The sequence below is a fragment of the Saccharomonospora iraqiensis subsp. iraqiensis genome (assembly GCF_000430445.1).
Lineage (GTDB): Bacteria > Actinomycetota > Actinomycetes > Mycobacteriales > Pseudonocardiaceae > Saccharomonospora > Saccharomonospora iraqiensis.
Window position 1 is genome coordinate 70,405 of the sequence record NZ_KE387084.1, and the last position, 24,380, is coordinate 94,784.

A 24,380-nucleotide genomic window follows, 5' to 3' on the forward strand; every position below is an offset into this window, starting at 1 on the left:
CGAAGACCGCCGTGCCGAGCGCGCCCGCGAGTTGTTGCAGCGTGGTGAGGATGGCGCTGCCGTGTGAGTAGAGGTGGTCGGGCAGGCTCCCGAGCGCTTCGGTCATCAGCGGCGTCATCATCAGGGCGAGCCCGGTCATCAGCACGATGTGGATGCCGATCACCAGCACCAGCGGCGATCCCGGCCCGAGCAGCGTGAACAGCCACAACGACAGGGCCATCGCCGACGCGCCGGGGATCACCAGCGGCCGGGCCCCGACACGGTCGAACAACGCGCCCACCGGGCGGCCGAGCAGCCCGAGGACCAGACCACCGGGCAGCACCGCCAGGCCGCTGACGAACGTGCTGGTGCCCAGCACGGTCTGCAGGAACAGCGGCAGCATGATCGCCCCCGCGCCGAGCAGGCACATGAACAGCAGTGCGGCCAGCACCAGCGCGACCGTGAAGCTGCGGTGGGTGAACGGGCGGAGGTCCAGCAGCGCGCGGTCGTGCCGTTGCAGCCGGGTCTGGCGCAGCACGAACACGGTGAGCGCGGCGAGACCGATCACGATCGGTGCCCACGGCGGCACCGGGTGCCCGCCGCCCCCTTCCCCGAAGGACGAGAGGCCGTAGAGCAGGCCGCCGAATCCGATCGCGGACAGCACGACCGAGACGAGGTCGAGCGGCAGCCGCCGCGTCGGGCTGTCGAGGTGCAGCCACAGTGCCCCGATGACCAGGGCGGTCAACGCCAACGGCAGCACGATCCAGAACATCCAGCGCCAGCCCAGCGACGCCAGGACCGCCCCGCCGATCGTCGGCCCCACCGCGGGCGCGACCGCGATGACGATGGTGATGGTGCCCATCGTCGCGCCGCGCCGGTGCGCCGGGACCAGGCGCATCACCGAGGTCATCAGCAGCGGCAGCATCACGGCCGTGCCGGTGGCCTGCACCACCCGCCCGGTGAGCAGGAGCCCGAAGCTCGGTGCCAGGGCGGACACGAGTGTGCCCGTGGAAAACAGGACAAGGGAAGAGAGGAAGATCTGGCGCGGGGTGAACCGCTCCAGCAGGAACCCGGTCGTCGGGATGACCACCGCCATCGTCAGCAGGAACCCGCTGGTCAGCCACTGTGCCGTGGTGGTCGGCACGTTCAGGTCGACGCTGAGGTCGCGCAGCGCGACGCTGAGGATGGTCTCGTTGAGGATCATCACGAAGGCCGAGACCACCAGCACGCCGATCAGCAGGGTCGCCTTCGGCGCGGGGGTGTCCGGGTCGGAATCCGTGGTCGGCGGGCTCACGGTGTCGGTCATGGGAGGGTGCGGCTCCAAGAGGGCGGAGGTGCTGTGTCGGGCCGGACCCGGAGACCGCGAGAGGAACGACGACGGTGTCGCGGTGCGTACGTCACCGGGTGAATGCCAGGTTAGCCTCCGCGTGGGCGGACGGGCGACGCAATTGCCGCGGACGGGGCCTGTGAGGGAGGCCACGTGGGCAGCGTTGGTGTGGTGCCGTCCGCCCGCACCGGCAGCGGGAGAGTTCGGCTGTGCAGGTCAGGCGCCACTGGTCCGGGGGAGAACGCAGCTGACGGCTGCTCGTGCTAGTCTGCTGTGACTACATCCCCCACGCCTCTCCACGGAAGCGCACTTTGGGGGATTTTTTCTGTCCGGGAGTAGGAGCGCACATGTTCCGACCGCTGCGGCCTCGGGGTTCCCTTCACTACCAGAAGCCGCCGCTGGCGCATGATGATCTCATCGCGCTGCTCTCCAAGCGTGGCTTACACATCCCCGACTCGGACAAGGCCAGGCGGTATCTGCGTCACATCGGCTACTACCGGCTTTCCCCGTACACGATCCCGTTCCAGCAGGGCCGTCCCGACCATGTCTTCCACGAGGGAGTCGAGTTCGACGACGTGCTGGACCTTTATGTGTTCGACCGTGCGCTGCGGCTGCTGGTGATGGATGCGCTGGAACGTGTCGAAGTCGCGGTGCGCGCGGCGATCACTGATCACATGTCGACCACCCATAGCGATCCGCACTGGTACCTGGACCCGGTGCACTTTCAAGATGCGAGCAAGCACAGTGGGCTGCTGCAGATCATCAAGAGAATGTGTCATGAGCAACTCAGCGCTCCGCCCGAGGCCGGTGAGGGCATGCTTGTTCATCGTTCTGCGCTCGAGCACTACCTGGCCACCTATGGGTCGCCGGAGCTGCCGCCCTCGTGGCTCATGGTCGAGACCCTCACCATCGGCCAGTTGGACCACATGATTCGCAACCTGCGGTTGAAGTCGGACAGGAGCGCGATCGCGGCCAGCGTGGGACTGAACGAGAAGGTGCTCAGATCCTGGATGCGGACCTACGTACGCGTGCGCAACATCTGCGCTCACCACGGGCGGCTGTGGAACGTCGGCCTCGGCGTCTACCCGGCGATCCCGAACTCGCCCACGATCTCGTGGCTGTGCTCGCCGGAGGCGCTCCCGGACAGGTCGAAGAAGCGTCTCTACCCGGTTCTCGTCTCGCTCCAGTCCGTACTCGACTCGGTCTCGCCCCGCAGCAGCTGGGCACGGCGGCTTCATGAACTCGTGGCCGCTCGTCCGGGGTGGAACCGTTCAGGTATGGGCATTCCCGAGGCCTGGGCGGACGACCCCTTCTGGAGCCAACACATCGGCTGACACGGGATTATCACCAACGGTCAGGCTACTCTCCGCGGCCGCTGTTTCACAGCGGAAACGGTACTGCGTCGGGTGCTGGGCCGACCCGCACCGTTCTGGTCGGAACGGCTACAGAAGCGACCGTTTCGCCCGATTGCGCACACCGGAACGTGGTGGCGGGGAGGTACCCCGCCACCACGTTCCGGTGTAGGAGCGGACCGGTCCGGCCGGTCGGTGGGTCAGCCGGTGACGAGGCTGAGTCCGTAGGCGTTGAGTGCCTCGTTGACGGGCTGGAAGTAGGTGGTGCCGCCCAAGGTGCAGTTGCCGGAGCCGCCGGAGGTCATGCCCTGGGCCTGGTTGCCCGAGATGAACGAGCCGCCGGAGTCGCCGGGTTCGGCGCAGACGTCGGTGCGGGTCATGCCGTAGACGGCGCCCTGGGAGTAGCGCACGGTCTGGTTCTTGGCCTCGACCGTGCCGCAGTGCCAGCCGGTGGTGGAGCCGGACCGGCAGATCGACGAGCCCACCGGCGCCTCGTTCGAGCCGGACACGGTGCGGCCGTAGCCGTTGTACATGTTCACCAGCGGCTGCGGGGTGTCGTCGGAGCCGGTCCGCACGTAGGCGTAGTCGTTGTACGGGAACGAGGAGCCGGCGAAGGTGCCGCTGGGCTGCGAGGTGGACTCGCCGGTGGAGCCGCAGTGTCCGGCGGTGACGAACCCGCCGTTCACGGCGAAGCCGATCGAGCAGCGCCCGCCGCTGCCCATGTAGTAGGCGTTGCCGCCGTAGATGTTCATCAACGCCCGGGGTTGCTCGCGGGACTCGACGACCTCGACCTGGCTGCGGTCGGCGCCGGTGGAGTTCACGAACGCGGTGGCCTGCCCGCGGGTCTTCGGCGCCGTCGTGACGACCACCGAGTTGCTCTCGACGTCGACGTACCACCCGGTCACCCCGTCGGGTGCACGGTCCTCGGCGCGGTTGAGCCGTTGGGTGATGCTCTCCAGTTCGGCGGAACTGGCGTCGACCATCCGGGCCTCGGCGCCGGCGGCACGGACCTCGTCCGCCTTCGCGGCGTCGGTCACCCCGACGACCAGCGTGTCGCGCTCGGCGTCGAAGTGGGCGCCGCCGAAGCTGTCCCCGAGTTCGGCGCGGACGGTGTCGGCGACCCCCCGGGCCTCGGCCTCCGCCCGGAGACGCTGTTCGGCCTGCGCGGCGTTCATCCCGAGATCCCGCTGCATCGCCTGGATCATCGGGTCGTTGTCTCCCGCCGGGGTGACCGGTGCTCCCGAGCCCGCGGTCGCCGGGATGGCGAGCGCCGCCGCCATGCCGGTGGCCAGTACCGCGGTGGTGCCCAGGCGTGCCGCGACCCTGCGCTTTCGTGAGGTCATTCCATCTCCTTGTGACGTGAGTTACGTCCAATGGACAGGAATGGAAGTATCCGGATCGGAAACGGCGGGCACAGCCGCTCAATGGACGCCGACGATCGTCGGGAATTGGCCGATGGCGGACGACGATAGTTTGTTCCGGTGTGGCGAACGGGTGACGTGACCGGTGAAAACGCCATTTCGGACACGGAATGTATCGGCCGGGGAAAACGGTTCCCCGATATTGACGCGAGAACGGGTGCGGCGGGTTGCACGCGGGCGGCGGCGATTTCCGCCTCCGCCCGGCGTCCGCCGGTGCCGCGGGGAGGCCGGGAGGGACGAGACCTGTGTCACCGAGGATATCTAACGCTCGTTAGACACGGTAGTGTCCGTCCCGTCCGGTCAGTGACGGAAAGGGGCGAGGCACGTGCGTACGCGGTTCTGCGAGGTCTTCGGGGTCGAGCACCCCGTCGCGCAGGGAGGAATGCAGTGGGTCGGCCGGGCGGAGCTGGTCGCCGCGGTGGCCGAGGCGGGTGCGCTGGGGTTCCTCACCGCGTTGACCCAGCCCACCCCGGAGGATCTGGCCAAGGAGATCGCCCGGTGCCGGGAGATGACCGACAAGCCGTTCGGGGTGAACCTGACGATCCTGCCCTCGATCGACCCCCCGCCGTACGCGGAGTACCGCGACGTGATCGTCGAGTCCGGGGTGCCGGTGGTGGAGACCGCCGGGTCGAACCCGGTCGAGCACCTGCCCGTCTTCCGTGCGGCGGGGGTCAAGGTGCTGCACAAGTGCACCAGCGTGCGGCACGCGGTGAAGGCGCAGGAACTCGGCGTCGACGGCGTCAGCATCGACGGGTTCGAGTGCGCGGGGCACCCCGGGGAGGACGACATCCCCGGCCTGGTGCTCATCCCGGCCGCCGCCGAGAAGATCACCGTGCCGATGCTGGCCTCCGGCGGCTTCGGGGACGCCCGCGGGCTCGTCGCGGCGCTGGCACTCGGTGCGGACGGCATCAACATGGGCACCCGGTTCGTGGCCACGGCGGAGGCGCCGGTGCACGACAACGTCAAACAGGCGCTGGTGCAGGCGACCGAGCGGGACACCGACCTGATCTTCCGGCCGCTGCGCAACACCGCGCGGGTGGCCAGCAACAGTGTCAGCCGGGAGGTCATCGAGATCCTCGCCACCGGCGGGGCCTTCGAGGACGTGCGCGACCTCGTGGCCGGGGCGCGCGGGCGCCGGGTGTACGAGGAGGGCGACCCGGAGCTGGGCATCTGGAGCGCCGGGCTGGTGCAGGGGCTCATCCACGACGTGCCCACGGTCGCCGAGCTGGTCGAGCGGATCGTGACCGGGGCCGAGGAGCTCGTGCGGGACAGGCTGGGCGGCCTGGTGCGGTCCTGACCCGCACCGCGCGGGCACACCCGCTGCGCACGGGCTCCGGAGTAGGGTGGCCCCCGGCGATCGGGTGGAAAGGACTGTGATGTCGCGAGGCGACGGCGCGGTGGTCGGACAGCCGGGCCCGGCGGGGTCGGACGAGGGCGGCGACTGGCGGCGGTACGGGGCGCTGGAGCTGACCCCGCTGTTGTCGGCCGCGCTGGAGGCGTTCTACGAGAACGGGTTTCACGGGACCACGGTGCGCGACATCGCGCGGCGGCACGGGCAGACCGTCCCCTCGATCTACTACCACCACCAGAACAAGGAAGGCGTGTTCGTCGCGCTGCTGGAGAAGGCGACGAGCGACCTCGAATGGCGGGTGCGGACCGCGGCCGACGACGGCGGGGACCGGCCGGACCGGCGCCTGGCCTACGTCGTCGAGGCCGTCGTGCTGCACATGACGCGGCGGTGGAAGCTGGCGGCGCTCGAACCGGAACAGCGGCACCTGTCCGACCGGGTGCGCAAGCGGTACGCCCGGCGGCGCAGGGACATCGAACGGCTGGTGTCCGACATCGTGGCCGACGGGGTGCGGTGCGGGGTGTTCACGACCCCGCACCCGGAGGAGACCGCCCGGGCGGTGCTGGGCATGTGCCAGTTCGTGGGCCGCTGGTTCCGCCCCGGCGGCTCGCTCACCCCGGAGGACGTGGCCGCCCGGTACGCCGACCTCGCCCTGGCGACGGCGGGTTCTTCCTGCCCGGCCCCGTCCCGCCCCGCCACGTCCTGACCGGCCCCGCGCAGACCTACTCAGCTCCGCCCGGTCCCGGTCATTCGCCGCGCCAGACCGGGTCGCGCTTCTCGGCGAAGGCCTTCGCCCCCTCCTGGGCGTCGGCGGAGGCGAACACCGGAGCCATGATCTCCAACTGGCGGGCGAAGGCCTCGTCGCTGGTCCAGTCGGCCGAACGGGTGATGATCTCCTTGGTGGCCCGCAGCGCCAGCGGCGCGTTGGCGGTGATCCGGCCGGCCAGCTCCAGCGCCCCGGACAGCGCCTGCCCGGGTTCGGCGAGGCGGTTGACCAGCCCGTAGCGGTGGGCGTCGGCGGCGGAGAACCGGTCCCCGGTCAGGGCGATCTCCATCGCGATCTGCCGGGGGATGCGGGCGGGCAGGCGCAGCAGGCCGCCCGCCCCGGCCACGAGGCCGCGCTTGACCTCCGGGATCCCGAACATGGCCTCCTCGGAGGCCACCACCAGGTCGCAGGACAGCACGAGTTCGCACCCGCCCGCCAGGGCGAAACCCTCGACCGCGGCGATCAGCGGCTTGGCCGGTGGAGCCTCGGTGAGCCCGGCCAGGCCCCGGCCCTCGATCGTGACGTTCTCGCCGCGCAGGAACGCCTTGAGGTCCATCCCCGCGCTGAACGTGCCGCCCGCGCCGGTGAGGATGCCGATGGACAGGTCCTTGTTCGACTCCAATTCGTCCACGGCCGCGGCGACACCCTGCGCCACCGTGGCGTCGACGGCGTTGCGCGCCTCCGGCCGGTTGATGGTGATGATGAGAGCGCGGTCGCGCTGCTCGACGAGGACGGTGTCGCCCATCGGTGCTCCTCCACGGGATCCGGTTCCATTCCGCGACAGCATGCCGCAGCTTCCACTCAGCGACAGGATGCCGCAGTGACGATCATCGCGGTATCGGTGGTCCCACCGGCCGGAAGTCCTGCCCCGGCCCGCCCGCCGCCCTACCCTGGGGCCATGCCCCGGCGCAACGACGAGGTCGCCGCCCTGCTGCAGGAGTACGCCGACCTGCTGTCCATCTCCGGCGGCGAGGCGTTCAAGGTGCGGGTGTACGAGAAGGCGGCGCGCGCGGTCGCCGGGCACCACGCCGACGTCTCCGGCCTCGACGCCGACGAACTGCGGGCCGTCCCCGGGGTCGGGTCGTCGATCGCGAAGAAGGTGGACGAGTACCTGCGCACCGGCCGGGTGGCGGCGCTGGAGCGGTTGCGCGGCCGCATCCCGGCGGGGGTGCGCGCACTCACCGAGATCCCCACGCTCGGGCCGCGCAAGGCCATGCAGATCCACACCGAGCTGGGCGTGTCGTCGGTGGACGAGCTCGAACGGGCCCTGGACGAGGAACGGGTCCGGGAGCTGAAGGGCTTCGGGCCGCGGACCGAGGAGAACCTGCGGCGCGGCATCGACGTGCTGCGCCAGTCGGAGGGCCGGGTGCACCTGGACGTGGCGCTGTCGGTGGCCGAGGAGGTCACGGCCGCGTTGCGGGAGGTCACCGGCTGCGTGGACTGCGCCTGGGCCGGGTCGCTGCGGCGGATGCGGGAGACCGTCGGCGACGTCGACGTGCTGGCCTCGGCCGAGGACTCCGCGCCGTTGATGGCGGCGTTCGTCGAGTTGCCGCAGGTGGCCGAGGTGCTCGCGCACGGCACCACCAAAACCTCGGTACGCACGCACAAGGGCCTGCAGGTGGACCTGCGCGTGGTGCGTGCGCAGGCGTGGGGCGCGGCGCTGCAGTACTTCACCGGGTCGAAGGCGCACAACATCCGCACCCGCGGGATCGCGGTGCGGCACGGGTGGAAGCTGTCCGAGTACGGCCTCTTCGACGCCGACACCGACGAGCTGGTGGTCTCCCGCACCGAGGAGGACGTCTACGCCCGCCTGGGGCTGCCGTGGATCCCGCCGCCGCTGCGGGAGGACCGCGGCGAGATCGAGGCGGCGCAGGAAGGCACCCTGCCGGAGCTGGTCACGGCCGACGACATCCGCGGTGACCTGCACACCCACACCGACCTCACCGACGGGGTGTCCCCGCTGGAGGACATGGTGCACGCGGCGGCGCGGCGCGGGCTGTCCTACTACGCGGTCACCGACCACGCGCCGGACCTGCCGATGCAGCGGATGTCCGACGACAAGATGCTGGCCCAGCGCGAGCGGGTGCGCGCGCTGCAGGGCGCGGTGCGCGGGATGCGGCTGTTGCACGGCACCGAGCTGAACATCGGCCCGGACGGCGGGCTGGACTGGCCGGACGAGTTCCTGCGCGGCTTCGACGTGTGTGTGGCGTCGGTGCACTCGCACTTCGACCAGCCCGCGGAGGAGATGACCCGGCGGATCGTGCGCGCGTGCGAGAACCCGTACGTGTCGATCCTGGGCCACCCCACCACCCGCCGGATCGGGCGGCGTCCGCCCGTGGACGTCGACCGGGACGCGGTGTTCGCCGCCTGCGCGCGCACCGGCACCGCGCTGGAGGTGAACTCCCATCCCGACCGGCTGGACCTGTCCGACGCCGACATCCTGCGGGCCCGGGAGCACGGGGTGGTGTTCGCGGTGAACACCGACGCGCACTCCACCGTCGACCTGGACAACCTCCGCTACGGCATCGGCACGGCGCAACGCGGGTGGCTCTCCGCCGACGAGGTGATCAACACCTGGCCGTGGCGCAGACTGGAGGCGTTCCTGCACCGGCACCGGCCGTGAGCCACGCGCGCGTGTCCCCGGCCGTGGCGCACACGGCCGCGGCCGGGGACACGGGACCTCCCGGTCACCGGCCGCCGGTCACCGGGAGGCGGGGACGGACTCCTCCGCCTTCCGGGTGGGGACGACGCGGCGCGCGGCCAGCAGCGACACCACCGCCACGGCACCGGCCAGCGCCAGGTACCAGCTCGGCGCGAGCTGGCTCCCGCTGACCTCGATCAGGAAGGTGGCGAGGAACGGGGCCGTGCCGCCGAAGAGCGCGTTGGCGGTGTTGAAGCTGAACGCGAACCCGGTGAACCGGACCTCGGTGGGGAACAGTTCGGCCAGGTACGACGGCAGTGTGCCGTCGTTCATGCTGAGCATGATCCCGAGCGCGAGCTGGATGAGGGTGACCCCCACGAGTCCGCTGAGGCCGAGCAGCAGGAACACCGGGACGGACAGGGCCACGAACAGCACCCCCGCGGTCATCAGCATGGCGGGGCGTCCGAACCGGTCGGAGATCCGGCCCATGACGAACACCGAGCCGATGTAGGCGGTCAGGGCGACGGTGGTGGAGACGAACGAGGCCGTGTCGTCCACGCCGAGTTCGGTGGACAGGTAGGTCGGCATGTAGGTGAGCAGGATGTAGAAGCCGACCGCGTTGAGGCAGGTGACACCGAACGCGATGAAAATCGCGGGCCAGTTGCGGGCGAAGGTCTCCCGCATCGGTGCGCGCGCCTGCGACTCCTGTTGTTCGAGCGCGCGGAACTCGGGGGTGTCCTCCAGCTTGGCGCGGATGTAGCGGCCGATGAGCCCGAGCGGGGCGGCGAGCAGGAACGGCACGCGCCATCCCCAGGACTCCATGTCCTCGGTGGACAGTGTCGCGGTCAGCGCCGTGACCACGACCGAGCCGAGCAGCAACCCGGAGGCGGTGCTGGCCGGGACGACGCTGGTGAAGGTGCCCCGGCGGTTGCGGGGTGCGTACTCGAACAGGAACGCCGAGGCGCCGGCGTACTCACCGGCGGCGGAAAAGCCCTGCACCAGCCGGACCACGAGCAGCAGGATCGGGGCGAGAATCCCGACCTGCGCGTATCCGGGCAGCAGGGCGATCACGAAGGTCGCCGCGGACATGATGAGGATGGACAACGACAGCGCGGTGCGCCTGCCCACCCGGTCGCCGAAGTGTCCCCAGAAGATGCCGCCGATCGGGCGGATCACGAACGACACCGCGAACACGGCGAAGGTGGACAGCAGTCCGGCGGTGGTGGACGACTCGGGGAAGAACACCACGGCGATGGTGGTGGCCAGGTAGCCGTAGACGGCGTAGTCGAACCATTCGACGAGGTTGCCGATGAAACTCGCGGTGACGACGCGACGCATCGTCCCCGGTCGCGGTTCCGTGTCCGGATCGGACACCGTTGCGCTCATCGCGGGTCTTCCTTCGCTCATCGGGACGGCGACGTGGAACGCCGTCGCCGTCGGGACGGATTCGGGCGGCACGGCCGCCGCGGTCGCCCTGTGGTGGTGCAAGCCGATACACCGACCGAATCGGACAACTCGATTGCGCGGAGCGGAACGTACTGAGGTGTCGCTGTCGCGTCAACACGCACTTCACCCACGGCCGGTTACGCGGAGAGAACGCGCGTCCTTCCTGTTGCGCCGATCGTCACGTCGGAAGCCGACGGTGGTTCGGCGCGCGTCGCCACGTCCGGGAATCGTTTCGTTTGTGACAACTGCGTTGCGCCAGTCGGGAAGGTGTCAGATGGATAACGTGTGACGGGAGCCCGGGCGATCCGTCGTGCCCCCGGTCACCGCGCCCGTCAGACGTCCACGGTCGCCGCGGCCGTCCAGCCGTCCCCGGTGCGGGTCAGCACCAGGTCGGACAGCGCGACCGCCTTGGGGATCGCGCCGGTGAACTCGACCGCGTCGGTGCCGACACCCCGCAGCCGCAGCCGCACGCGGTCCGCGTGCTCCTCCGCGATCCCGGCGGCGGTCGGGACGAGATCGGCCACGTCGAGCCGGTAGATCACCTCGTCCAGCACCGCGGCCAGCAGGTCCGCGTCGGAGGCGGCCGTGAGCTCGGAGGTCACCTCCCAGCCGGCCCCGGTGTCGGCGTGGTCGCCGACCTCGGTGACGTCGGCGAAGCTGTCCACCAGTGCGGACACGGCCTCGGCCAGGCACTCCGCGCGGGTGGGCGCCCACGCCTCGATCCGCAGGTCGGCGGGGTGCGGCACGGTGCGGTGCCCACGCGGAGCAGCTTCCTCTCCCGGACCGCTCACCCCTTGACGACCCCCAGCGGCACCAGCCGGGCCACCTTCCGGCACAGGCCGGCGCCCTCGGCGACGGCGACGACCTCGTCGACGTCCTTGTACGCCTCGGGTGCCTCCTCGACCAGGCCCTTGCGGGAGGCGGCCCGCACCGCGACGTGCGCCTGCCGTTCCAGCTGCCCGCGCAGCGCCTTCGCGTCCACCGTCTTCAACGCGCGGTGCCGGGACAGCACCCGCCCGGCGCCGTGGCAGGTGGACTCGAACGCCGGGTTGCCGGGCACACCGGTGAGCACGTACGACGAGGTGCCCATCGAACCGGGGATGAGCACGGGCTGGCCGACCGGCCCCAGGTCGTCGGGCAGGTCGGGGTGTCCCGGCGGCCACGCGCGGGTGGCGCCCTTGCGGTGCACGCACAGGCGCCGGGAGGCGCCGGGGTCGTCGCGGCCGGTGCCGCCCGTACCGTCGGTGGCCGTGCCGTCGGTGACCGCGTGCCGTTCCAGCTTGGCGAGGTTGTGCGAGACGTCGTAGACCAGCCGCAGGTCCCGGCCGGTCTCCGCGCGGAACACCCGGTCGGCGGCCACGCCGAGCATGTGCCGGTTGGCCAGTGCGTAGTTCGCGGCCGCGGCCATCGCCCCCAGGTAGGCGTGGCCCGGCTCGGATTCCACGGGTGCGCAGGCCAGCTGCCGGTCGGGGACGTGGATGCCGTGCCGGGGCATGGCCTGCTCCAACACGCGGACGTGGTCGGTGCACACCTGGTGCCCGAGCCCCCGCGACCCACAGTGGATCATCACGCACACCTGCCCGCGGCGCAGGCCGAACACGTGCGCGACGTCGCTGTCGAACACCTCCTCGACCGCCTGTACCTCCAGGAAATGGTTCCCGGAGCCGAGACTGCCGAGCTGGTGCAGCCCGCGTTCGGCGGCGCGGTCACCGACCTGGTGCGGGTCGGCCCCGGCGACCCTGCCGTGGTCCTCGCAGCGGTGCAGGTCGTCGGCGGTGCCGTGTCCCTGTTCGACCAGCTCCCGGGCCCCGCCGGTGAGTACCCGGTCGAGCTGGCGGCGGTTTCCGAGCGGCCGGACGGCGCCGCGTCCCGCCCCGCGCGGTATCTCCCGGGCCAGGGCGTTCATGACCGCGTCGCGGGAGGGGGCGAAGGTGTCCCGGCCCACCTCGGCGGTCAGCAGCCGCACGCCGCAGGAGATGTCGAAGCCCACCCCGCCGGGGGACACCACGCCGTCCCGGTCGGCGTCGGTCGCGGCGACCCCGCCGATCGGGAAGCCGTAGCCGCGGTGCATGTCCGGCATCGCGAACGACGCCGTGACGATGCCCGGCAGACTCGCCACGTTCGCCACCTGGTCCAGGGATCCGTCGGAGGACAGGCTCGGCAGCAGGGCGGGGGAGGCGAACACCACGCCGGGCACCCGCATCGACCCGGTCGGCGCGATCCGGTACCGGTACGGGCCGTCGGCGACGAGGGTCTCGTCGCCGGGAGGGTGGGCGGTCGGTGCCCGGTCGCGTGCGGCCACGGCGTCAGGGGTTGCGGTCGTCGGTGGACGGCTCGAACTGCCGGTTGGCGCTGTCGGCGAGCGTCTCCCGGCGGGAGAGCAGGTCGGCCAGCAGTTCGTCGAGCAGGTCGACGGCGTTCTCCGGGTGTCCGGAGCGCAGCTGCCCGAGGATCTGGTGGCCGCGCAGGCGCAGCCCCTCCGGCCACTGCTGCCAGCTCATCCCGGTCAGCGGCACGCCCTGCACGGCGGGGTCCCCGCCGGTGCTGCGGTCGTTCTCGGTGCCCACGACATCCTCCCGGGGTGTGCGCTCCCCGGAGGGCTTCCCCGCCCGGCGGGTCAGGACACCTCGTTCAGCTTGCCGCTCGCGACGTCGAACACGAAGCCGCGCACCGACTCCCTGAGCGGGATGTAGGGGCTGGTCCTGATGCGCCGGATCGACTGCCGTATGTCGGTCTCCAGGTCGTCGAACGACTCCGCCGCCCACGGCGGCTTGACGCCGATCTCGTCGTGCAGGGTCTGGCGGAAACCGTCGTCGGTGAAGGTGAGCATCCCGCAGTCGGTGTGGTGGATCAGCACGATCTCCTCGGTGCCGAGCAGCCGTTGGCTGATCGTCAGCGACCGGATGGTGTCCTCGGTGACCACCCCGCCCGCGTTGCGGAGCACGTGGGCCTCGCCCTCGGCCAGGCCGAGCATCCGGTAGACGTCGAGGCGGGCGTCCATGCACGCCACGACGGCGACCTTGCGCGCGGGCGGCAGGGGCAGCGGGCCGGAGAACGTCTCCGCGTAGCGGGCGTTGTGGGCGAGCAGTTCCTCGGTGACCGACACGGCCGGGCTCCTTTCCTGGGTTTCGGCGGGCGCTGTCCGTGTTCCAGTGGAGACCGGCCCGTGCGCCCCAGCAACCCGGATTCACATGGTGGGCACGGCCGGGTGGTCGAGTCGCATCCTGATAGCGAATCCGCGATCAACGGGCCGTATGGACCGTCTTCCTGACCGTTCGCGTGATGAGCGGATCTCGACTTCGGCGGCGAACCTAGTGGCGACCGCGCGGAAACGACGCCGGATGCCGCAGCGGGAACTCGCGCGTGCAGCGGGGGTCCCGCTATCGACGGTGGCCTCCATCGAATCGGGTCGGCGGCAACCGTCGTTCGCCATGGTGGAACGCTCGTGGGACGCTGCGGGTTTTCGTCTCGACCTCGGCCTGACCAACACGATCCGGCCGTCGGCACTGCTGGAACGGCATGCTCGGGAGCTCGCCGAGCTGCTGTCCCGTTGTCCGCTCGCGAGGGTCTGGGTCTTCGGTTCCGTCGCGAGAGGGGACGACCGTCCCAACTCGGATCTCGATCTGCTCGTCGAGGTCCGCTCCGGGTTCTCGGTGATCGACATCCTGGGCTTGGAGGAGGAGCTCGCGGCTCTGCTCGGCTGTCCCGTGGATTTGGTCACGACCAGCGAACTCTCTTCGAACGAGCTGTTGCACCGAGGAGTCGATCGTTCCCGGCTGCCGCTGACGATCGATGTCTGAACTGTTCGCCAGGAACGACCGTATCGCCGAGCGTCTGCTGTACGTCGACGCCACCTTGACCGAGACGGGGCAACTGGTGGCTAGGGCGTGACTGATGGATCTTGGTTTCGTTGGTGGGGTGTGTCGTACGGGGAGTTGTCGGATCGGGAGTGGCGCGGTTGGAGCCGCTGTTGCCACAGGTGAAGCGTCAGCGGGGTGGTCGGTGGCGTGAGCACAGGCAGGTGGTCGAGGGCATGATCTTCGAAGATCGCACCGGCTGTCCGTGGCGGGACCTGCCGGAGCGATTCGGCCCGTGGCAGACGGTGCAGCACCGGTTCTCCCGGTGGGCCGAGGAGGGGATCTGGGATCGGATCGTGACTGAGCTGTAGCGTGCCGCCGATGCCGCCGGTGAGCTGGATTGGACGGTCAGCATCGACTCGACCGTGGTGCGGGCGCACCAGTACGCCGCCGGGGCAAAAGGGGGGTCACGAGCCCTCGGACGCTCCCGCGGTGGGCGGAGCGCCACGATTCACCTCGCTGGTGACGGGCATGGCCGGCCGTTGACGTTGCTGGTGACTCCCGGGCAGGCCGGTGATGCGCCGCAGTGTCTGCCGCTGCTGGAGGGGCTGTCCGTTCCTCGTAGCGGTCGTGGACACCCTCGTTCTCGGCGGTGCGGGTGATCGCCGATAAGGCGTACTCGTCGCGGGCGATCCGGACACTGCGGCGTCGGGGTGTCGCGGCTACGATCCCGGAGCCGGCCGATCAGGCCGGGCACCGTCGCCGGCGTGGCTCGCGAGGCGGACGGCCGCCCGCGTTCGATCCCGTTGCCTACCGACAGCGCAACGTCGTCGAACGGGGCATCAACCGCCTCAAGCAATGGCGCGGCATCGCTACCCGGTTCCGAGAGAGCCTGCTACTTCCACGCCAGCCTGACACTGGCCAGCATCCTCATCTGGCTCCGGACTCAACCATCAGTCACGCCCTAGGGCGAATCTGCGCCATGCCATGGCGCGAACGGGCTGCGGTGAAATCACCGATGGGGCTGCCCACCCAAACCCAAGGCTGACAGGCGCCGGATGATTCGTCGTCGGTGGCGGCCGAATCGCCCTCGGCCGAGAGACTTCGCTGTGTCGCGCAAAGGTAAATTTCTGTCGCACAGGGTTAACGATGAGCTTCGATGGGCGCCAATACTGGAGTCCGGCTCAAGTGTGGTGGCGATCACCGACCTGGGTGAACGTCGCCTGGGAACTACCTCGACGTGGAGATAACTATGGCTCCCACCCCAGTTGCCGCTTCGCCGGACCCGCGCAAGCTGCGCAAGCTCATGGCCGCCGGGCTGATCGGCAGTTCCATCGAGTGGTACGACTTCTTCATCTACGGCACGGCTGCGGCTCTGGTGTTCGGAAAGCTGTTCTTCCCGGACTCTTCCGCCCTGATGGGAACCTTGCTGGCGTTCAGCACTTTCTGGGCGGGGTTCATCGCGCGCCCCCTGGGCGGGCTCATCTTCGGGCATATCGGTGACAAGGTCGGTCGCAAGCCGGCACTTGTCGGATGCTTGGTGCTGGTCGCGGTGTCGACATGCGCGATCGGATTGCTGCCGACCGCCCAGAGCATCGGTGTGGTAGCGCCGATTCTCTTGGTCGTATTGCGCTTCCTGCAAGGTATCGCGGTCGGTGGTCAGTGGGGTGGTGTCACGCTGTTGCTGACCGAGACCACCCGGCCGCACCGTAAGGGTCAGGCAGGCACGTTCGGCCAGATGGGGGTGCCGTTCGGACTGCTGCTGGGCACCGGTGCGTTCCTGCTGGTCGGCGCGCTGGTGAAGGGCCCGGACTTCCTGGCCTGGGGGTGGCGCATTCCTTTCCTGGCCAGCGCCCTGTTGTTCCCTGTGGTGCTGTTCATCCAACTGCGCATCGAGGACTCGCCCGAGTTTCGTCACCTGCAGCAACGCGCGACTGAAGCCGCAGCCGAGATCCCGCGGACACCGATTGTCGAAGTGGTGCGCAAGAGCACGAAGCGGGTTCTGCTCGGGTCCGCACTGCTCTTCGGTAGCAATGCGTTCTTCTATGTCGGTGTGGCTGGGGTGCTCGACTACGGCGTCCGTGAGCTTGGGCTTGACCGCAACAGCCTGTTGTTTGTGTCGCTGTCGGTGTCCGCCGTCGGTGCGCCGATGATCTACTTTGCGGGCTCGCTGTCCGACCGCTTCGGTCGCCGTCCGCTCATTCTCACCGGCGCCGTGATCATGGGGTTGTCGGCGTTCCCGTACTTCTGGTTGGTGAACACCGGCTCGCTCGTCGCGATCGCGATCGCCAACCTGATCGCGTCCGCGCTCGGCTCCGGACTGACATATGGACCCCTGGCGGCATACCTGGGCGAACTTTTCGAACCCCGGGTGCGCTACTCCGGGATCACGCTCGCCTACCAGCTTGCCGCGATCTTGGTCAGCGGCGGCACGCCATTCCTGATGACCGCACTGATCGCGTCCACCGGATCAACCCTTGCGGTGTCGATGTTCCTGGCGGCCATGGCGTTGTGCACGTTCGCAAGCGCCTGGGTGCTGCCCGAGACCGTGTCGCGTGCCCGAACCGCCTCCGCGGGCGAACAGGTGGCCACGGCGAGCTGGCGTTGATCTCGAGGGAGGTGCGGATGCACTGAGGTCGCACCGTCAGCGTGATCGGACCGCAGGGCTCCGGCAACACCCTCGACCTGCTCACCCCGGGCGCTGCTCGGTGCGCCGGGGTGAGCCTTGGTGATCCTGACGGAGAAGCGAGAGATCTACTGATGAGAGGTAACGGTTATGGCGGACAGAGTGCTCGTGACAGGTGGTGCTGGTGGCATCGGGTCAGCGATTGTCGAGAGATTGACTAAGGACGGGTATGAGCCCGTCGTGATGGACCTGCACGGGGACGGGATCAACGCTGATCTGTCGGATGTCGCGGGTATCCGCCGTGCGCTTGAGATCGCGCTCAAGGGCGGCCCGATCGAACGCGTGGTCAACAACGTCGGGGACACCAACGCCGCGATGCTGGAGGACGTCGATGAGGCGGGGCTGAACGCGCTGTGGGCCATCAACGTCAAGTCAGCCGTGTTCGTCACCCAGGCGCTGCTTCCCTCCATGAAGGCAAGAGGGATGGGGCGCATCGTGAACATCAGCTCCGTGGCGGCGCTCGGAAAGGTGGAGAAGACGGCCTACTCCGCCACGAAGGCAGCCCTGCTCGGCTTGACACGTACGTGGGCATTGGAGTTGGGGCAGTACGGGATTACCGCCAATGCGATTGCTCCGGGGGCCATCAGAACTCCGATGTTCGAAGCGGCAAATCCGATCGACAATCCGACCGTACAGGCAGCCCTCGCTTCACTTCCGATTCAGCGGATGGGGGAGCCGGGCGACATCGCTAATACCGTCTCCTACCTGCTGGACGAGCGCACTAGCTACGTCACCGGTCAGACGCACATGGTCTGCGGGGGCTACTCCATCGGAAAGGCGCCAATGTGAGCATTCGTGCACCGCAGCGCACCATCATCGGTGTTCCGGACGCCGAATACATGGCCAAGGAACAGCTCGATGTCTTCGCTCAGCTTCATGAGCGGGATTCGAACGTCTTACTCCTGGATCCCGACCCAGGAGGCGCCGACGATACCCTCGACGGTTCCTGGCAGCCCAGCCACGGCTCGGATGCGGATTTCTCGGAGCGCGAGGAGCAGGTCGCATCGTCCGTCAAGTCGGCCCTTTCGCACAGCAATGAGGTCCACCTTTTCGGTGTGGGACTGGGGGGAGCGATCTGCGTTGCAGCGGCGGCTCAACAGCCGCAAGTGCGCTCGCTTACCGTTCTCGCGGGATGGCTCACTACCGACCGCCTTCTCCGCGAACACATCGAGCTTTATTGGACACTGTGGGAGAAGAGCCCCGAGTTGGCGCAACGGCATTCGTCTCTTATGGAGCTCTCCGCCCAGTATCGACGCAACCTCGGACCGTTCTTCAATCCCACCATTCCAGTCGTCCCGGCGGCCACACCGCGGACGTTGCGGCGGCTCTCCGCTGCCTACCACGTGGACGTCACCCAGGTCGCGGCGGAGGTCACCTGCCCCACTCTGGTGGTCGCTCCCACTCGGGACGCCAAGATTCCCCCTGAGCACTCCTACGAGCTGTTCGCAGCGGTCCCGGACTCGACGCTGCTTCGTGTCGAGTCCGGCCATGGCGCCTTGCTGGAGCGGCTCAGTGAGGTTTTCTCGGCGCACCTGCAGATGATCCGCAGACGTCTCGCGCCCGGTGTCCACGCTGCTACCGTTCAGGCTTGACGAAGGAACGCACCATGAGCACAACCACGAGCCGCATTGTCATCATCGGGGCAGGTGTCGCGGGAATCGCCGCCGGAGCCATGCTCCGCAGGAAGGGCATCGAGGATTTCCTCATCCTCGAGCGCGGAGATCAGTTCGGCGGCGTGTGGCGGGACAACATCTATCCCGGTGTCGAGTGCGACGTGCAATCCCACCTGTACTCGTACTCCTTCCGGCCCAACGACTGGTCGAAAACCTACGCGGGTGGTCGCGAGATTTTCGATTACCTCAACGAGGTCGCTAAGGAGGAAAAACTCACCGAGCACGCGTTATTCGGCCACGCCGTCAGCGAAATGTGTTGGCAGGAAGCTTCCGGAAGCTGGGTCATCGAGACGAACCGAGGCCGCTTCGAGAGCAAGTTCCTCGTCACCGCTACCGGATCGTTGAGTGAACCCCAGTTGCTGGACATTGACGGGCTGTCCGACTTCGCGGGCCGAATCGTTCATTCCGCGGTCTGGGATCCCGACATGGATGTCGCGGGCAGGAATGTTGCGCTCGTCGGAACCGGTGCCTCGGCCATCCAACTCGCGCCGGCCATCGCCGACCGGGTCGACGATCTGACGATCTTCCAGCGGACCCCGCCCTGGGTCGCCCCCCGGGTCGACGTCGAATACTCAGCCGCTCAGCGACGCATGTGGCGTGAGCTCCCCGAAACGCTCCACGATTACCGCCAGTTCCTATTCTGGTTCCAAGAATCACGATTTCCGGAGCGAGTGCGGGTGCAGCAGGCTATCGAGCGGATGACCAACATCGCTGACTCGCACCGCACCAGTCAAATCCAGGATCCCAAACTCCTTGAGATCACTCGGCCGCACTACGAGATCGGCTGCAAGCGCATCCTGCTGTCCAACACGTGGTATCCGACCCTCCAGCGCGACAACGTCACCTTGGTGCCACACGCCGCCACCGCACTGACCAGGGACGCAGTCGTGGCGGCAAACGGCGACGCTCACGAAGCCGACTTCTTGATCCTGTGCTCCGGCTTCGACACCGTGGGCCTCCCAGTCGCCCGCCTGATCTACGGAGAAAACGGCGTCCGACTCGCCGACAGTTGGTCGGGCGGGGTGCATGCCTATGGCGGGATGGCCGTCAACGGGTTCCCCAACCTCTTCCTTATCGGCGGTCCGAACGTGGGCCTCGGGTTCGGTTCGATGTTCTTCATGATCGAAACCCAGGCTGAGTACCTAGCGCAGGCCATGCAGACCGCACTTACGTGTGAGGTCGACAAGCTGCGTGTGCGACCCGAACGAGAGAGTGAATTCGTCCAATTCATCGATGAGCGCGCTGCTAACACGGTGTGGCTCACCGGGGGATGCGACTCATTCTACATCGCCGATGGTACGGGTCATCTGTCAACACTCTGGCCCGACTTCATGACTCGCTACCGGACGGACTTCCAGGTCTTCGATCCGGCCGACTACGTGTACGCATAGGTTGTCCGTTCCTGGCGAACCTGAGCCTCGACAAATCGCCCTTCAAGCAGCTGGAAGCTGCGGCTCTATCCGTTGCCACGAGCGATCGAGAGGAGGCCACAGGGCCCCACCAAAGTGCTGCACAGGCTGAGAGTTGACGAGGACCTTATCCAGACTGGTTGCTGTGGCCTCGCCGGCAATTGGGGGCTTCGTGCGCGGGCTATGCCCAGAGGTCCCGGGAGCTCGGGGAGCGCGAACTCTTTCCCCGCGGACACGGCCTGCCCGACGACACGATGGTTCTCGCAGCCGGTTTCTCGTGCCGGACTCAGCTGCAGGAGGGCACTGGCCAGCGAGGAATGCATCTGGCAGAGGTCTTCAAGCTCGCCTTGGACCGGTGAACCGACACCTGTCTCCCAGCACGGCGCGTGGTATGGCGCCGGAACGTTGGCTGCGATGAGCCCCGCCTTGACCTCGGGCGGACAGCGCTGGTGACCTAGTACTCCAGCTGTAAATCGTCATCTTCATGTCTGGGATGCGGCTTGTCGCCGGTAACGGCTGGTGCGTGATCGCTCCTGGTGGCGGCGTCGCCAGTCGGAGCAGCCGAGCCGGTGGGCCACGTCGCGGGGCCGGACGACGAGGGTGATGAACAGGCGCTAAATCTCGTTGCAGGACAGCGGGACCAGGCCGTCGGGAGTGGGCTGGCGGGCGACCCGCACCAAGGTGGTCAGTGGCACCGGTTCGGGCGCCGAGCAGCGGTAGTAGGCGAGTTCACCGGTGGTGCGGTTGCGTCGGATCAGCAGCTGGCGTTGGCCCGGGCGGGGATCGGCGAGATTGATGACAGCCCAGTCGTAGAACCGTTGTCCCTTCGCGCCGCGTCCGGCCGAGAGCTTCAGCCAGGCCCGCTTCGGCACCTTCTGGACCAAGGCATCGGCGCGGAACGTGCCTGCATCGGTGGTCATTTCGGCCGAGCGGGCCACCGCGAGGACATAGCCGACGCCGCGCTCCTCCAGAGCCACCCGCAGCGTCGGGTTGCCGCCGTAGACCTCATTGACGGTGACCCAGCCGACGCGGTGTCCGGCGTCCAGGAACCGTTCGATCACCACCCGGGCCAGTTACGGCTTGGTCGCGAAAACGGCGGGAACGAGAGTGCCCGGTCAGCGGACGGCGGACCAGATGGTGAGGGTGGCCAACTCGTGGCGTGTGACACCGGAGAAGAGGCCGCGAAGCCCCTGCTCGATGTGGGCGAGCTTGTCCTCCGGCAGCGCGAGGCTGCGGGGGATCCGGGACGGCCGCGTCCCGCCGTGCCAGGCGATCAGCACCCGCCCTCCGGCACGTGTCACCCGGTGGAACTCGCTCAGTCCTGCCTGAAGATCCGGCCAGATCGCCACGTTGTTCACCGAGACCACGCAGTCGAACTCCGCGTCGCCGAAGCCCGTACGGTCGGCCGTGCCCAACCGCAGGTCGATCCGGCCCGTAGCGCTCTCCGCCCGGTGCGGCCGCGCGGCGAGGTCGCGCATCTGCGGCGAGGGATCGACACCGCAGATGCGCTGTGCAGGCGTCCGCTGGAGCAAACGGATCAACCCGCCAGGCCCGTAACCGACCTCCAGGACCCGCTCCCCCGCGTGGACGTCGAGCAGGTCGAGCAGGTCCTGCTGCCTGTTCGTCCACAGCATGACGCGGCCGGCGAGCCGGCCGGACAGCCCACCGGGCATCGCGAACGGGGAACGGGTGGGTCTGCCCAGGGTCCAAGGCGTCGTGGGTTCCATGCCCCACAGACTTCCGCTTCAAGTCAGCTTGAAGTCAAATGGAGACATGGACCTGATCCCCATCGGTGAGGCCGCCAGGCGACTCGGCATGCGGACATCGACGCTGCGCTACTACGACGAGCGCGATCTCGTGCGGCCGACGGCACGGGTGCACGGCAAGCGGGCCTACGGTCTGGAGGAGATGCGCCGCTTGGCGTTCCTCCAGATCGCACAGAAGCTGGGCATCAGCCTCCACACGGCCGCGGCCGTGCTGGATGAGGCGAGCGACCAGTGGCGCGCGACGGTCGGCGAGCAGATCGCAGAGCTGGAGGAGCTGATCTCCAGGGCGCAGGGGGCCAGGGACTTCCTCACCCACGCGCTCATGTGCCCCGCCGAGCACCCGGCGCGCGAATGCCCCCACATGGTGGACACGCTCGATCGGTTACTCGACGGCACCTCCTTCGAGCAGCTCGCGGCCGAGCACGCGAACCTCAACCAGCAAGATCACGATCTACAGTTGGAATACTAGGAGCATTACCATCCATAACATGCAGGTGCACATTCAGGCGGCGGCCGTCCGGGAGGTCGACGGGTTGATCGACGACCTCGGTGGTGACGCGCGTCGCCTGCTGGCGGAATTCGGGGTCTTGCCTGAAAATCTAAACTCCGACAATGCCCTGATCCCCGCTTCGACCGCGGTGCGGATTCTCCGAACCGCCGCGAAGCTGCTGAACTGCCCGGACTTCGGCCTGCGGCTTGCCGCGCGTCAGGATATGTCGATGCTCGGACCAGTGGCACTCGCCATGAGCAACTCCGAGACGGTCGGCGAAGCAATGGAATGCGCGGGCCGATTCCTTTTCGTGCACAACAGAACCGTCCGGTTGTCGCGGGAACCAGACCCGGAGCGGCATGCTGGTGTCAGTGCGGTTGTCTACAGGTTGCGGCATCCGGATATCCCTCACGAACCGCAAGCGGTGGACGCGGGACTAGGAGTGATGCACCGCAACCTGATCGCCATGAGCGGTGGATATAAACTGCTCGGTGTCTACTTGCCACATCCACCGTTGGCGAAGAAATCGGTCTATACCGATTTCTTCGGCGCACCGGTTCGGTTCAACTGTGACGACGCCCTGCTACGGATACCGGCGAAGGTGTTCGATCAGTCCCTGGCTGCCCCGGTGAACCCGGAGCTGCGACGCATGGTCGTGGAATACATGGAACAGAACTACGCCGATCCACGCCAGGAACTCGCAACCACGGTGCGGTCGGCGGTCGGCCGGGCACTGGGCAACATCCCGGTGCGGATCGAGGTGCTCGCCGACTTGTTCTACATGCATCCGCGCACCTTGCAGCGGCGGCTGGCAGCCGAGGGCACCTCGTTCGAGGCCATCGTTGACGACGCTCGGAAAAATACGGCTTACCGTCTGCTGACCCAGACCGGCATGCCGCTGGCCCAGGTTGCGTCGCTTGTCGAGCTGGCCGGGTCGCCTTCGCTTACCCGGGCGGTCCGGCGCTGGTTCGGCCGGACGCCAACCGAGGTCCGTCGGGCTGCGAAAGGCGGCCAGGAAAGGCGCAGTGAGTCTTTTCCATCTTGATTTCAGCTGGTCTGGATCAGGACTTGGACAGCGTTGACCAGCATGGCTGCGCGGCGGGGGCAGCTGCGGATCTGGCGGAGGACCGCTCAGCTCCTCAGCTGGGCGTTGGCTCGTTCACCCGGGCCGCGGACCCGCGCATGGGCGGGGTTGACCTCTTTCCGGGCTGGCGACAGACGTCGGTAGCGGTCGGTATCGGGATCCAGTCTGCGTCGACGCTGCGGCACATGGATCGCCGGACTGTCACCTTGATACGCGGTATCGGCTAACGTGACCGTGCTGGCAATGGTGAAAGACTCGATCAAGCCATGCTCGCGAGCAGCACCCATGTCGTGACGGGCATCGGGTAGCGCGGGCGAGGCCCAGATCAGCCGTCCGGCCGGAGCAGTCAGGACCTGCACGTTCACATCGTGACGTTTGTGTTTCCCGCGTAGAACCCCTGGTCATGCCCCGAGGCCATCCCGACACGGTCGATCGAGATCAGGGTGTCGTCGAGGAGCACGAACGCCTTGCGGCGAGCAACGTCGAGCGCCTCGTGCATCGTCGGTGCCGCTGCAGCCAAGACCTGGGTGGCTCACGTCCGGGTGGTGACCTCGACCTCGGGCAACGACAGCAGGTGTTCGCGGGGCAGGGCGGCCGCCGCGGTACGGACTTCGGGGTGTTTCTCGCCGAGGCGGCCCTCCACGAGCCGGGCGAGCTGGTAGGCCAGCGCGCCGGTCTGCCGGACGGTCACCTCGTCCAGCGGCGCCAGCGGGGTCGAGGTGATGGCGATGCCGCTGACGGTGTCGTCGGTGCCGGTCACGGCGTTGACGGCGAACCGTTCGCGGGGGTTGTCCGCCGGGGCGGCGTAGTGGTCGCGCAGCCGCAGCAGCACCTCGTGCCACCGGGTGACCTCGCCGTCCAGCGGCAGCCCGGCGACGTCGTCGGCGGTGAGCCGGACGGCGCGGTCGGTGGCGAAGCAGCGGGTGTAGGCGAGCACGGCGGTGGTCCAGAGCGCCTCGGCGACGACGTCCGGGTCGTCGCCGGATGCGGCGGGGCCGCCGTCGCCGTTCGCGGTGTGTGCGGTCAGGGCGGTCACGGCCGCTTCGCAGCAGCGGAGCACGGTCTGCAGTTCGCTGAACAGGTCGGCCAGGCCCGCCAGTTCGTCCGCGTCCGCGGTGTCCAGCGCGCGCATCGTGACGGTGTCGTCGGTGTCGTCGGCTGTGGGGCCGGTGTCGGGGTCGGTGGCGTCGCTCAT

General features: G+C 68.5%; 23 protein-coding genes and 2 pseudogenes. 12 read left to right on the top strand and 13 right to left on the bottom strand.

The features are described from left to right. On the bottom strand, positions 1-1,285 hold a 1,285-nt coding region (locus tag ACTIR_RS22630; RefSeq protein ID WP_034239316.1), incomplete at its 3' end, for a DHA2 family efflux MFS transporter permease subunit. Positions 1,286-1,653: 368 nt separating this feature from the next. Here ACTIR_RS22630 and ACTIR_RS0110150 point away from each other — a divergent pair. Then, complete coding sequence (locus ACTIR_RS0110150; RefSeq protein ID WP_026454189.1) at positions 1,654-2,640, top strand: Abi family protein; 987 nt, start codon at positions 1,654-1,656, stop codon at positions 2,638-2,640. Between the two features lie 218 nt (positions 2,641-2,858). On the opposite strand, the gene ACTIR_RS0110155 is transcribed toward ACTIR_RS0110150, so the two are convergent. Beyond that, positions 2,859-4,001: a S1 family peptidase gene (locus ACTIR_RS0110155; RefSeq protein WP_026454190.1), complete on the bottom strand. Its 1,143-nt coding sequence runs from the start codon at positions 3,999-4,001 to the stop codon at positions 2,859-2,861. A gap of 403 nt (positions 4,002-4,404) precedes the next feature. On the opposite strand from ACTIR_RS0110155, the gene ACTIR_RS0110160 reads away from it, so the two are divergent. Together ACTIR_RS0110160 and ACTIR_RS0110165 are read left to right on the top strand one after the other, a co-directional pair. Beyond that, positions 4,405-5,376: an NAD(P)H-dependent flavin oxidoreductase gene (locus tag ACTIR_RS0110160; protein ID WP_026454191.1), complete on the top strand. Its 972-nt coding sequence runs from the start codon at positions 4,405-4,407 to the stop codon at positions 5,374-5,376. A gap of 79 nt (positions 5,377-5,455) precedes the next feature. Then, positions 5,456-6,133, top strand: a complete 678-nt coding sequence (locus tag ACTIR_RS0110165) for a TetR/AcrR family transcriptional regulator (RefSeq protein ID WP_026454192.1) — start codon at positions 5,456-5,458, stop codon at positions 6,131-6,133. A 40-nt stretch (positions 6,134-6,173) separates the two neighbouring features. Here ACTIR_RS0110165 and ACTIR_RS0110170 read toward each other — a convergent pair whose 3' ends face one another. After that, positions 6,174-6,938, bottom strand: a complete 765-nt coding sequence (locus tag ACTIR_RS0110170; RefSeq protein ID WP_026454193.1) for a crotonase/enoyl-CoA hydratase family protein — start codon at positions 6,936-6,938, stop codon at positions 6,174-6,176. A gap of 153 nt (positions 6,939-7,091) precedes the next feature. Here ACTIR_RS0110170 and polX point away from each other — a divergent pair, with 153 nt between their 5' ends. Beyond that, positions 7,092-8,816, top strand: a complete 1,725-nt coding sequence (gene polX / locus ACTIR_RS0110175; protein ID WP_026454194.1) for a DNA polymerase/3'-5' exonuclease PolX — start codon at positions 7,092-7,094, stop codon at positions 8,814-8,816. Positions 8,817-8,894: 78 nt separating this feature from the next. Here the strand turns inward: polX and ACTIR_RS0110180 are convergent, their stop codons facing one another. From ACTIR_RS0110180 to ACTIR_RS0110200, 5 genes are all read right to left on the bottom strand, one after another. After that, positions 8,895-10,220 (bottom strand): MFS transporter, encoded by a 1,326-nt coding sequence (locus ACTIR_RS0110180; RefSeq protein ID WP_026454195.1) that lies wholly within the window; start codon positions 10,218-10,220, stop codon positions 8,895-8,897. A gap of 392 nt (positions 10,221-10,612) precedes the next feature. Continuing rightward, complete coding sequence (locus ACTIR_RS0110185; RefSeq protein ID WP_026454196.1) at positions 10,613-11,071, bottom strand: archease; 459 nt, start codon at positions 11,069-11,071, stop codon at positions 10,613-10,615. Then, a complete protein-coding gene (locus tag ACTIR_RS0110190; protein WP_026454197.1) occupies positions 11,068-12,582 on the bottom strand; it encodes an RtcB family protein in 1,515 nt (504 codons plus the stop codon). Before ACTIR_RS0110190 ends, ACTIR_RS0110185 begins: the two co-directional genes overlap by 4 nt. Before the next feature lie 4 nt (positions 12,583-12,586). After that, the gene (locus ACTIR_RS0110195) at positions 12,587-12,847 is read right to left on the bottom strand and encodes a hypothetical protein (RefSeq protein WP_026454198.1); all 261 of its coding nucleotides are present in this window, start codon (positions 12,845-12,847) and stop codon (positions 12,587-12,589) included. 50 nt (positions 12,848-12,897) lie between these two features. Further along, positions 12,898-13,386, bottom strand: coding sequence for a beta-class carbonic anhydrase (locus tag ACTIR_RS0110200; RefSeq protein ID WP_026454199.1), 489 nt, complete (start codon positions 13,384-13,386; stop codon positions 12,898-12,900). Between the two features lie 148 nt (positions 13,387-13,534). Here ACTIR_RS0110200 and ACTIR_RS22635 point away from each other — a divergent pair, with 148 nt between their 5' ends. The 6 genes and pseudogenes from ACTIR_RS22635 (at position 13,535) to ACTIR_RS0110235 (ending at position 19,827) form a co-directional block, all read left to right on the top strand. Next, positions 13,535-14,080, top strand: coding sequence for a nucleotidyltransferase domain-containing protein (locus ACTIR_RS22635; RefSeq protein ID WP_084789398.1), 546 nt, complete (start codon positions 13,535-13,537; stop codon positions 14,078-14,080). A 120-nt stretch (positions 14,081-14,200) separates the two neighbouring features. Then, a pseudogene (locus ACTIR_RS25345) lies at positions 14,201-15,045 on the top strand (IS5 family transposase). 284 nt (positions 15,046-15,329) lie between these two features. Next, on the top strand, positions 15,330-16,685 hold the full coding sequence (locus ACTIR_RS22645; protein WP_052583829.1) for an MFS transporter: 1,356 nt from the start codon (positions 15,330-15,332) through the stop codon (positions 16,683-16,685). 168 nt (positions 16,686-16,853) lie between these two features. Then, positions 16,854-17,552 carry an SDR family NAD(P)-dependent oxidoreductase gene (locus ACTIR_RS0110225; protein ID WP_026454201.1) on the top strand — a complete coding sequence of 233 codons (699 nt, stop codon included), beginning with the start codon at positions 16,854-16,856 and terminating at the stop codon, positions 17,550-17,552. After that, positions 17,549-18,355 (top strand): alpha/beta fold hydrolase, encoded by an 807-nt coding sequence (locus tag ACTIR_RS0110230; protein ID WP_026454202.1) that lies wholly within the window; start codon positions 17,549-17,551, stop codon positions 18,353-18,355. The genes ACTIR_RS0110225 and ACTIR_RS0110230 overlap by 4 nt, the downstream gene beginning before the upstream one ends. Next, on the top strand, positions 18,352-19,827 hold the full coding sequence (locus ACTIR_RS0110235; RefSeq protein WP_026454203.1) for a flavin-containing monooxygenase: 1,476 nt from the start codon (positions 18,352-18,354) through the stop codon (positions 19,825-19,827). Before ACTIR_RS0110230 ends, ACTIR_RS0110235 begins: the two co-directional genes overlap by 4 nt. Positions 19,828-20,327: 500 nt before the next feature. On the opposite strand, the pseudogene ACTIR_RS27480 reads toward ACTIR_RS0110235, so the two are convergent. Then, positions 20,328-20,936: pseudogene (locus tag ACTIR_RS27480) on the bottom strand (transposase family protein); the annotation flags it as partial. Between the two features lie 24 nt (positions 20,937-20,960). Beyond that, positions 20,961-21,572, bottom strand: coding sequence for a class I SAM-dependent methyltransferase (locus ACTIR_RS27485; RefSeq protein WP_154663710.1), 612 nt, complete (start codon positions 21,570-21,572; stop codon positions 20,961-20,963). A 46-nt stretch (positions 21,573-21,618) separates the two neighbouring features. Between ACTIR_RS27485 and ACTIR_RS22660 the strand changes: the two genes are divergently transcribed. Together ACTIR_RS22660 and ACTIR_RS22665 are read left to right on the top strand one after the other, a co-directional pair. Then, complete coding sequence (locus ACTIR_RS22660; RefSeq protein WP_052583815.1) at positions 21,619-22,080, top strand: MerR family transcriptional regulator; 462 nt, start codon at positions 21,619-21,621, stop codon at positions 22,078-22,080. A 19-nt stretch (positions 22,081-22,099) separates the two neighbouring features. Further along, a complete protein-coding gene (locus ACTIR_RS22665; RefSeq protein ID WP_034239324.1) occupies positions 22,100-23,146 on the top strand; it encodes an AraC family transcriptional regulator in 1,047 nt (348 codons plus the stop codon). An 86-nt stretch (positions 23,147-23,232) separates the two neighbouring features. Here the strand turns inward: ACTIR_RS22665 and ACTIR_RS25355 are convergent, their stop codons facing one another. The 3 genes from ACTIR_RS25355 to ACTIR_RS0110275 are packed head-to-tail and all read right to left on the bottom strand — an operon-like array spanning position 23,233 to position 24,380. After that, positions 23,233-23,550, bottom strand: a complete 318-nt coding sequence (locus ACTIR_RS25355) for a transposase family protein (protein ID WP_084789400.1) — start codon at positions 23,548-23,550, stop codon at positions 23,233-23,235. After that, positions 23,547-23,705, bottom strand: coding sequence for a hypothetical protein (locus tag ACTIR_RS25870; protein WP_154663711.1), 159 nt, complete (start codon positions 23,703-23,705; stop codon positions 23,547-23,549). Before ACTIR_RS25870 ends, ACTIR_RS25355 begins: the two co-directional genes overlap by 4 nt. Positions 23,706-23,717: 12 nt before the next feature. After that, entirely contained in the window at positions 23,718-24,380 is a 663-nt protein-coding gene (locus ACTIR_RS0110275; RefSeq protein WP_026454206.1) for a hypothetical protein, read from the bottom strand.

Coding starts and splice junctions, on each gene's coding strand:
- ACTIR_RS0110170 (WP_026454193.1), bottom strand. CDS start 6,938: ATGGGCGACACCGTCCTCGTCGAGCAGCGCGACCGCGCTCTCATCATC.
- ACTIR_RS0110180 (WP_026454195.1), bottom strand. CDS start 10,220: ATGAGCGCAACGGTGTCCGATCCGGACACGGAACCGCGACCGGGGACG.
- ACTIR_RS0110275 (WP_026454206.1), bottom strand. CDS start 24,380: ATGAGCGACGCCACCGACCCCGACACCGGCCCCACAGCCGACGACACC.
- ACTIR_RS0110225 (WP_026454201.1), top strand. CDS start 16,854: ATGGCGGACAGAGTGCTCGTGACAGGTGGTGCTGGTGGCATCGGGTCA.
- ACTIR_RS0110165 (WP_026454192.1), top strand. CDS start 5,456: ATGTCGCGAGGCGACGGCGCGGTGGTCGGACAGCCGGGCCCGGCGGGG.
- ACTIR_RS0110150 (WP_026454189.1), top strand. CDS start 1,654: ATGTTCCGACCGCTGCGGCCTCGGGGTTCCCTTCACTACCAGAAGCCG.
- ACTIR_RS22660 (WP_052583815.1), top strand. CDS start 21,619: ATGGACCTGATCCCCATCGGTGAGGCCGCCAGGCGACTCGGCATGCGG.
- ACTIR_RS22635 (WP_084789398.1), top strand. CDS start 13,535: ATGGACCGTCTTCCTGACCGTTCGCGTGATGAGCGGATCTCGACTTCG.
- ACTIR_RS27485 (WP_154663710.1), bottom strand. CDS start 21,572: ATGGAACCCACGACGCCTTGGACCCTGGGCAGACCCACCCGTTCCCCG.
- ACTIR_RS22645 (WP_052583829.1), top strand. CDS start 15,330: ATGGCTCCCACCCCAGTTGCCGCTTCGCCGGACCCGCGCAAGCTGCGC.
- ACTIR_RS0110155 (WP_026454190.1), bottom strand. CDS start 4,001: ATGACCTCACGAAAGCGCAGGGTCGCGGCACGCCTGGGCACCACCGCG.
- polX (WP_026454194.1), top strand. CDS start 7,092: ATGCCCCGGCGCAACGACGAGGTCGCCGCCCTGCTGCAGGAGTACGCC.
- ACTIR_RS22665 (WP_034239324.1), top strand. CDS start 22,100: ATGCAGGTGCACATTCAGGCGGCGGCCGTCCGGGAGGTCGACGGGTTG.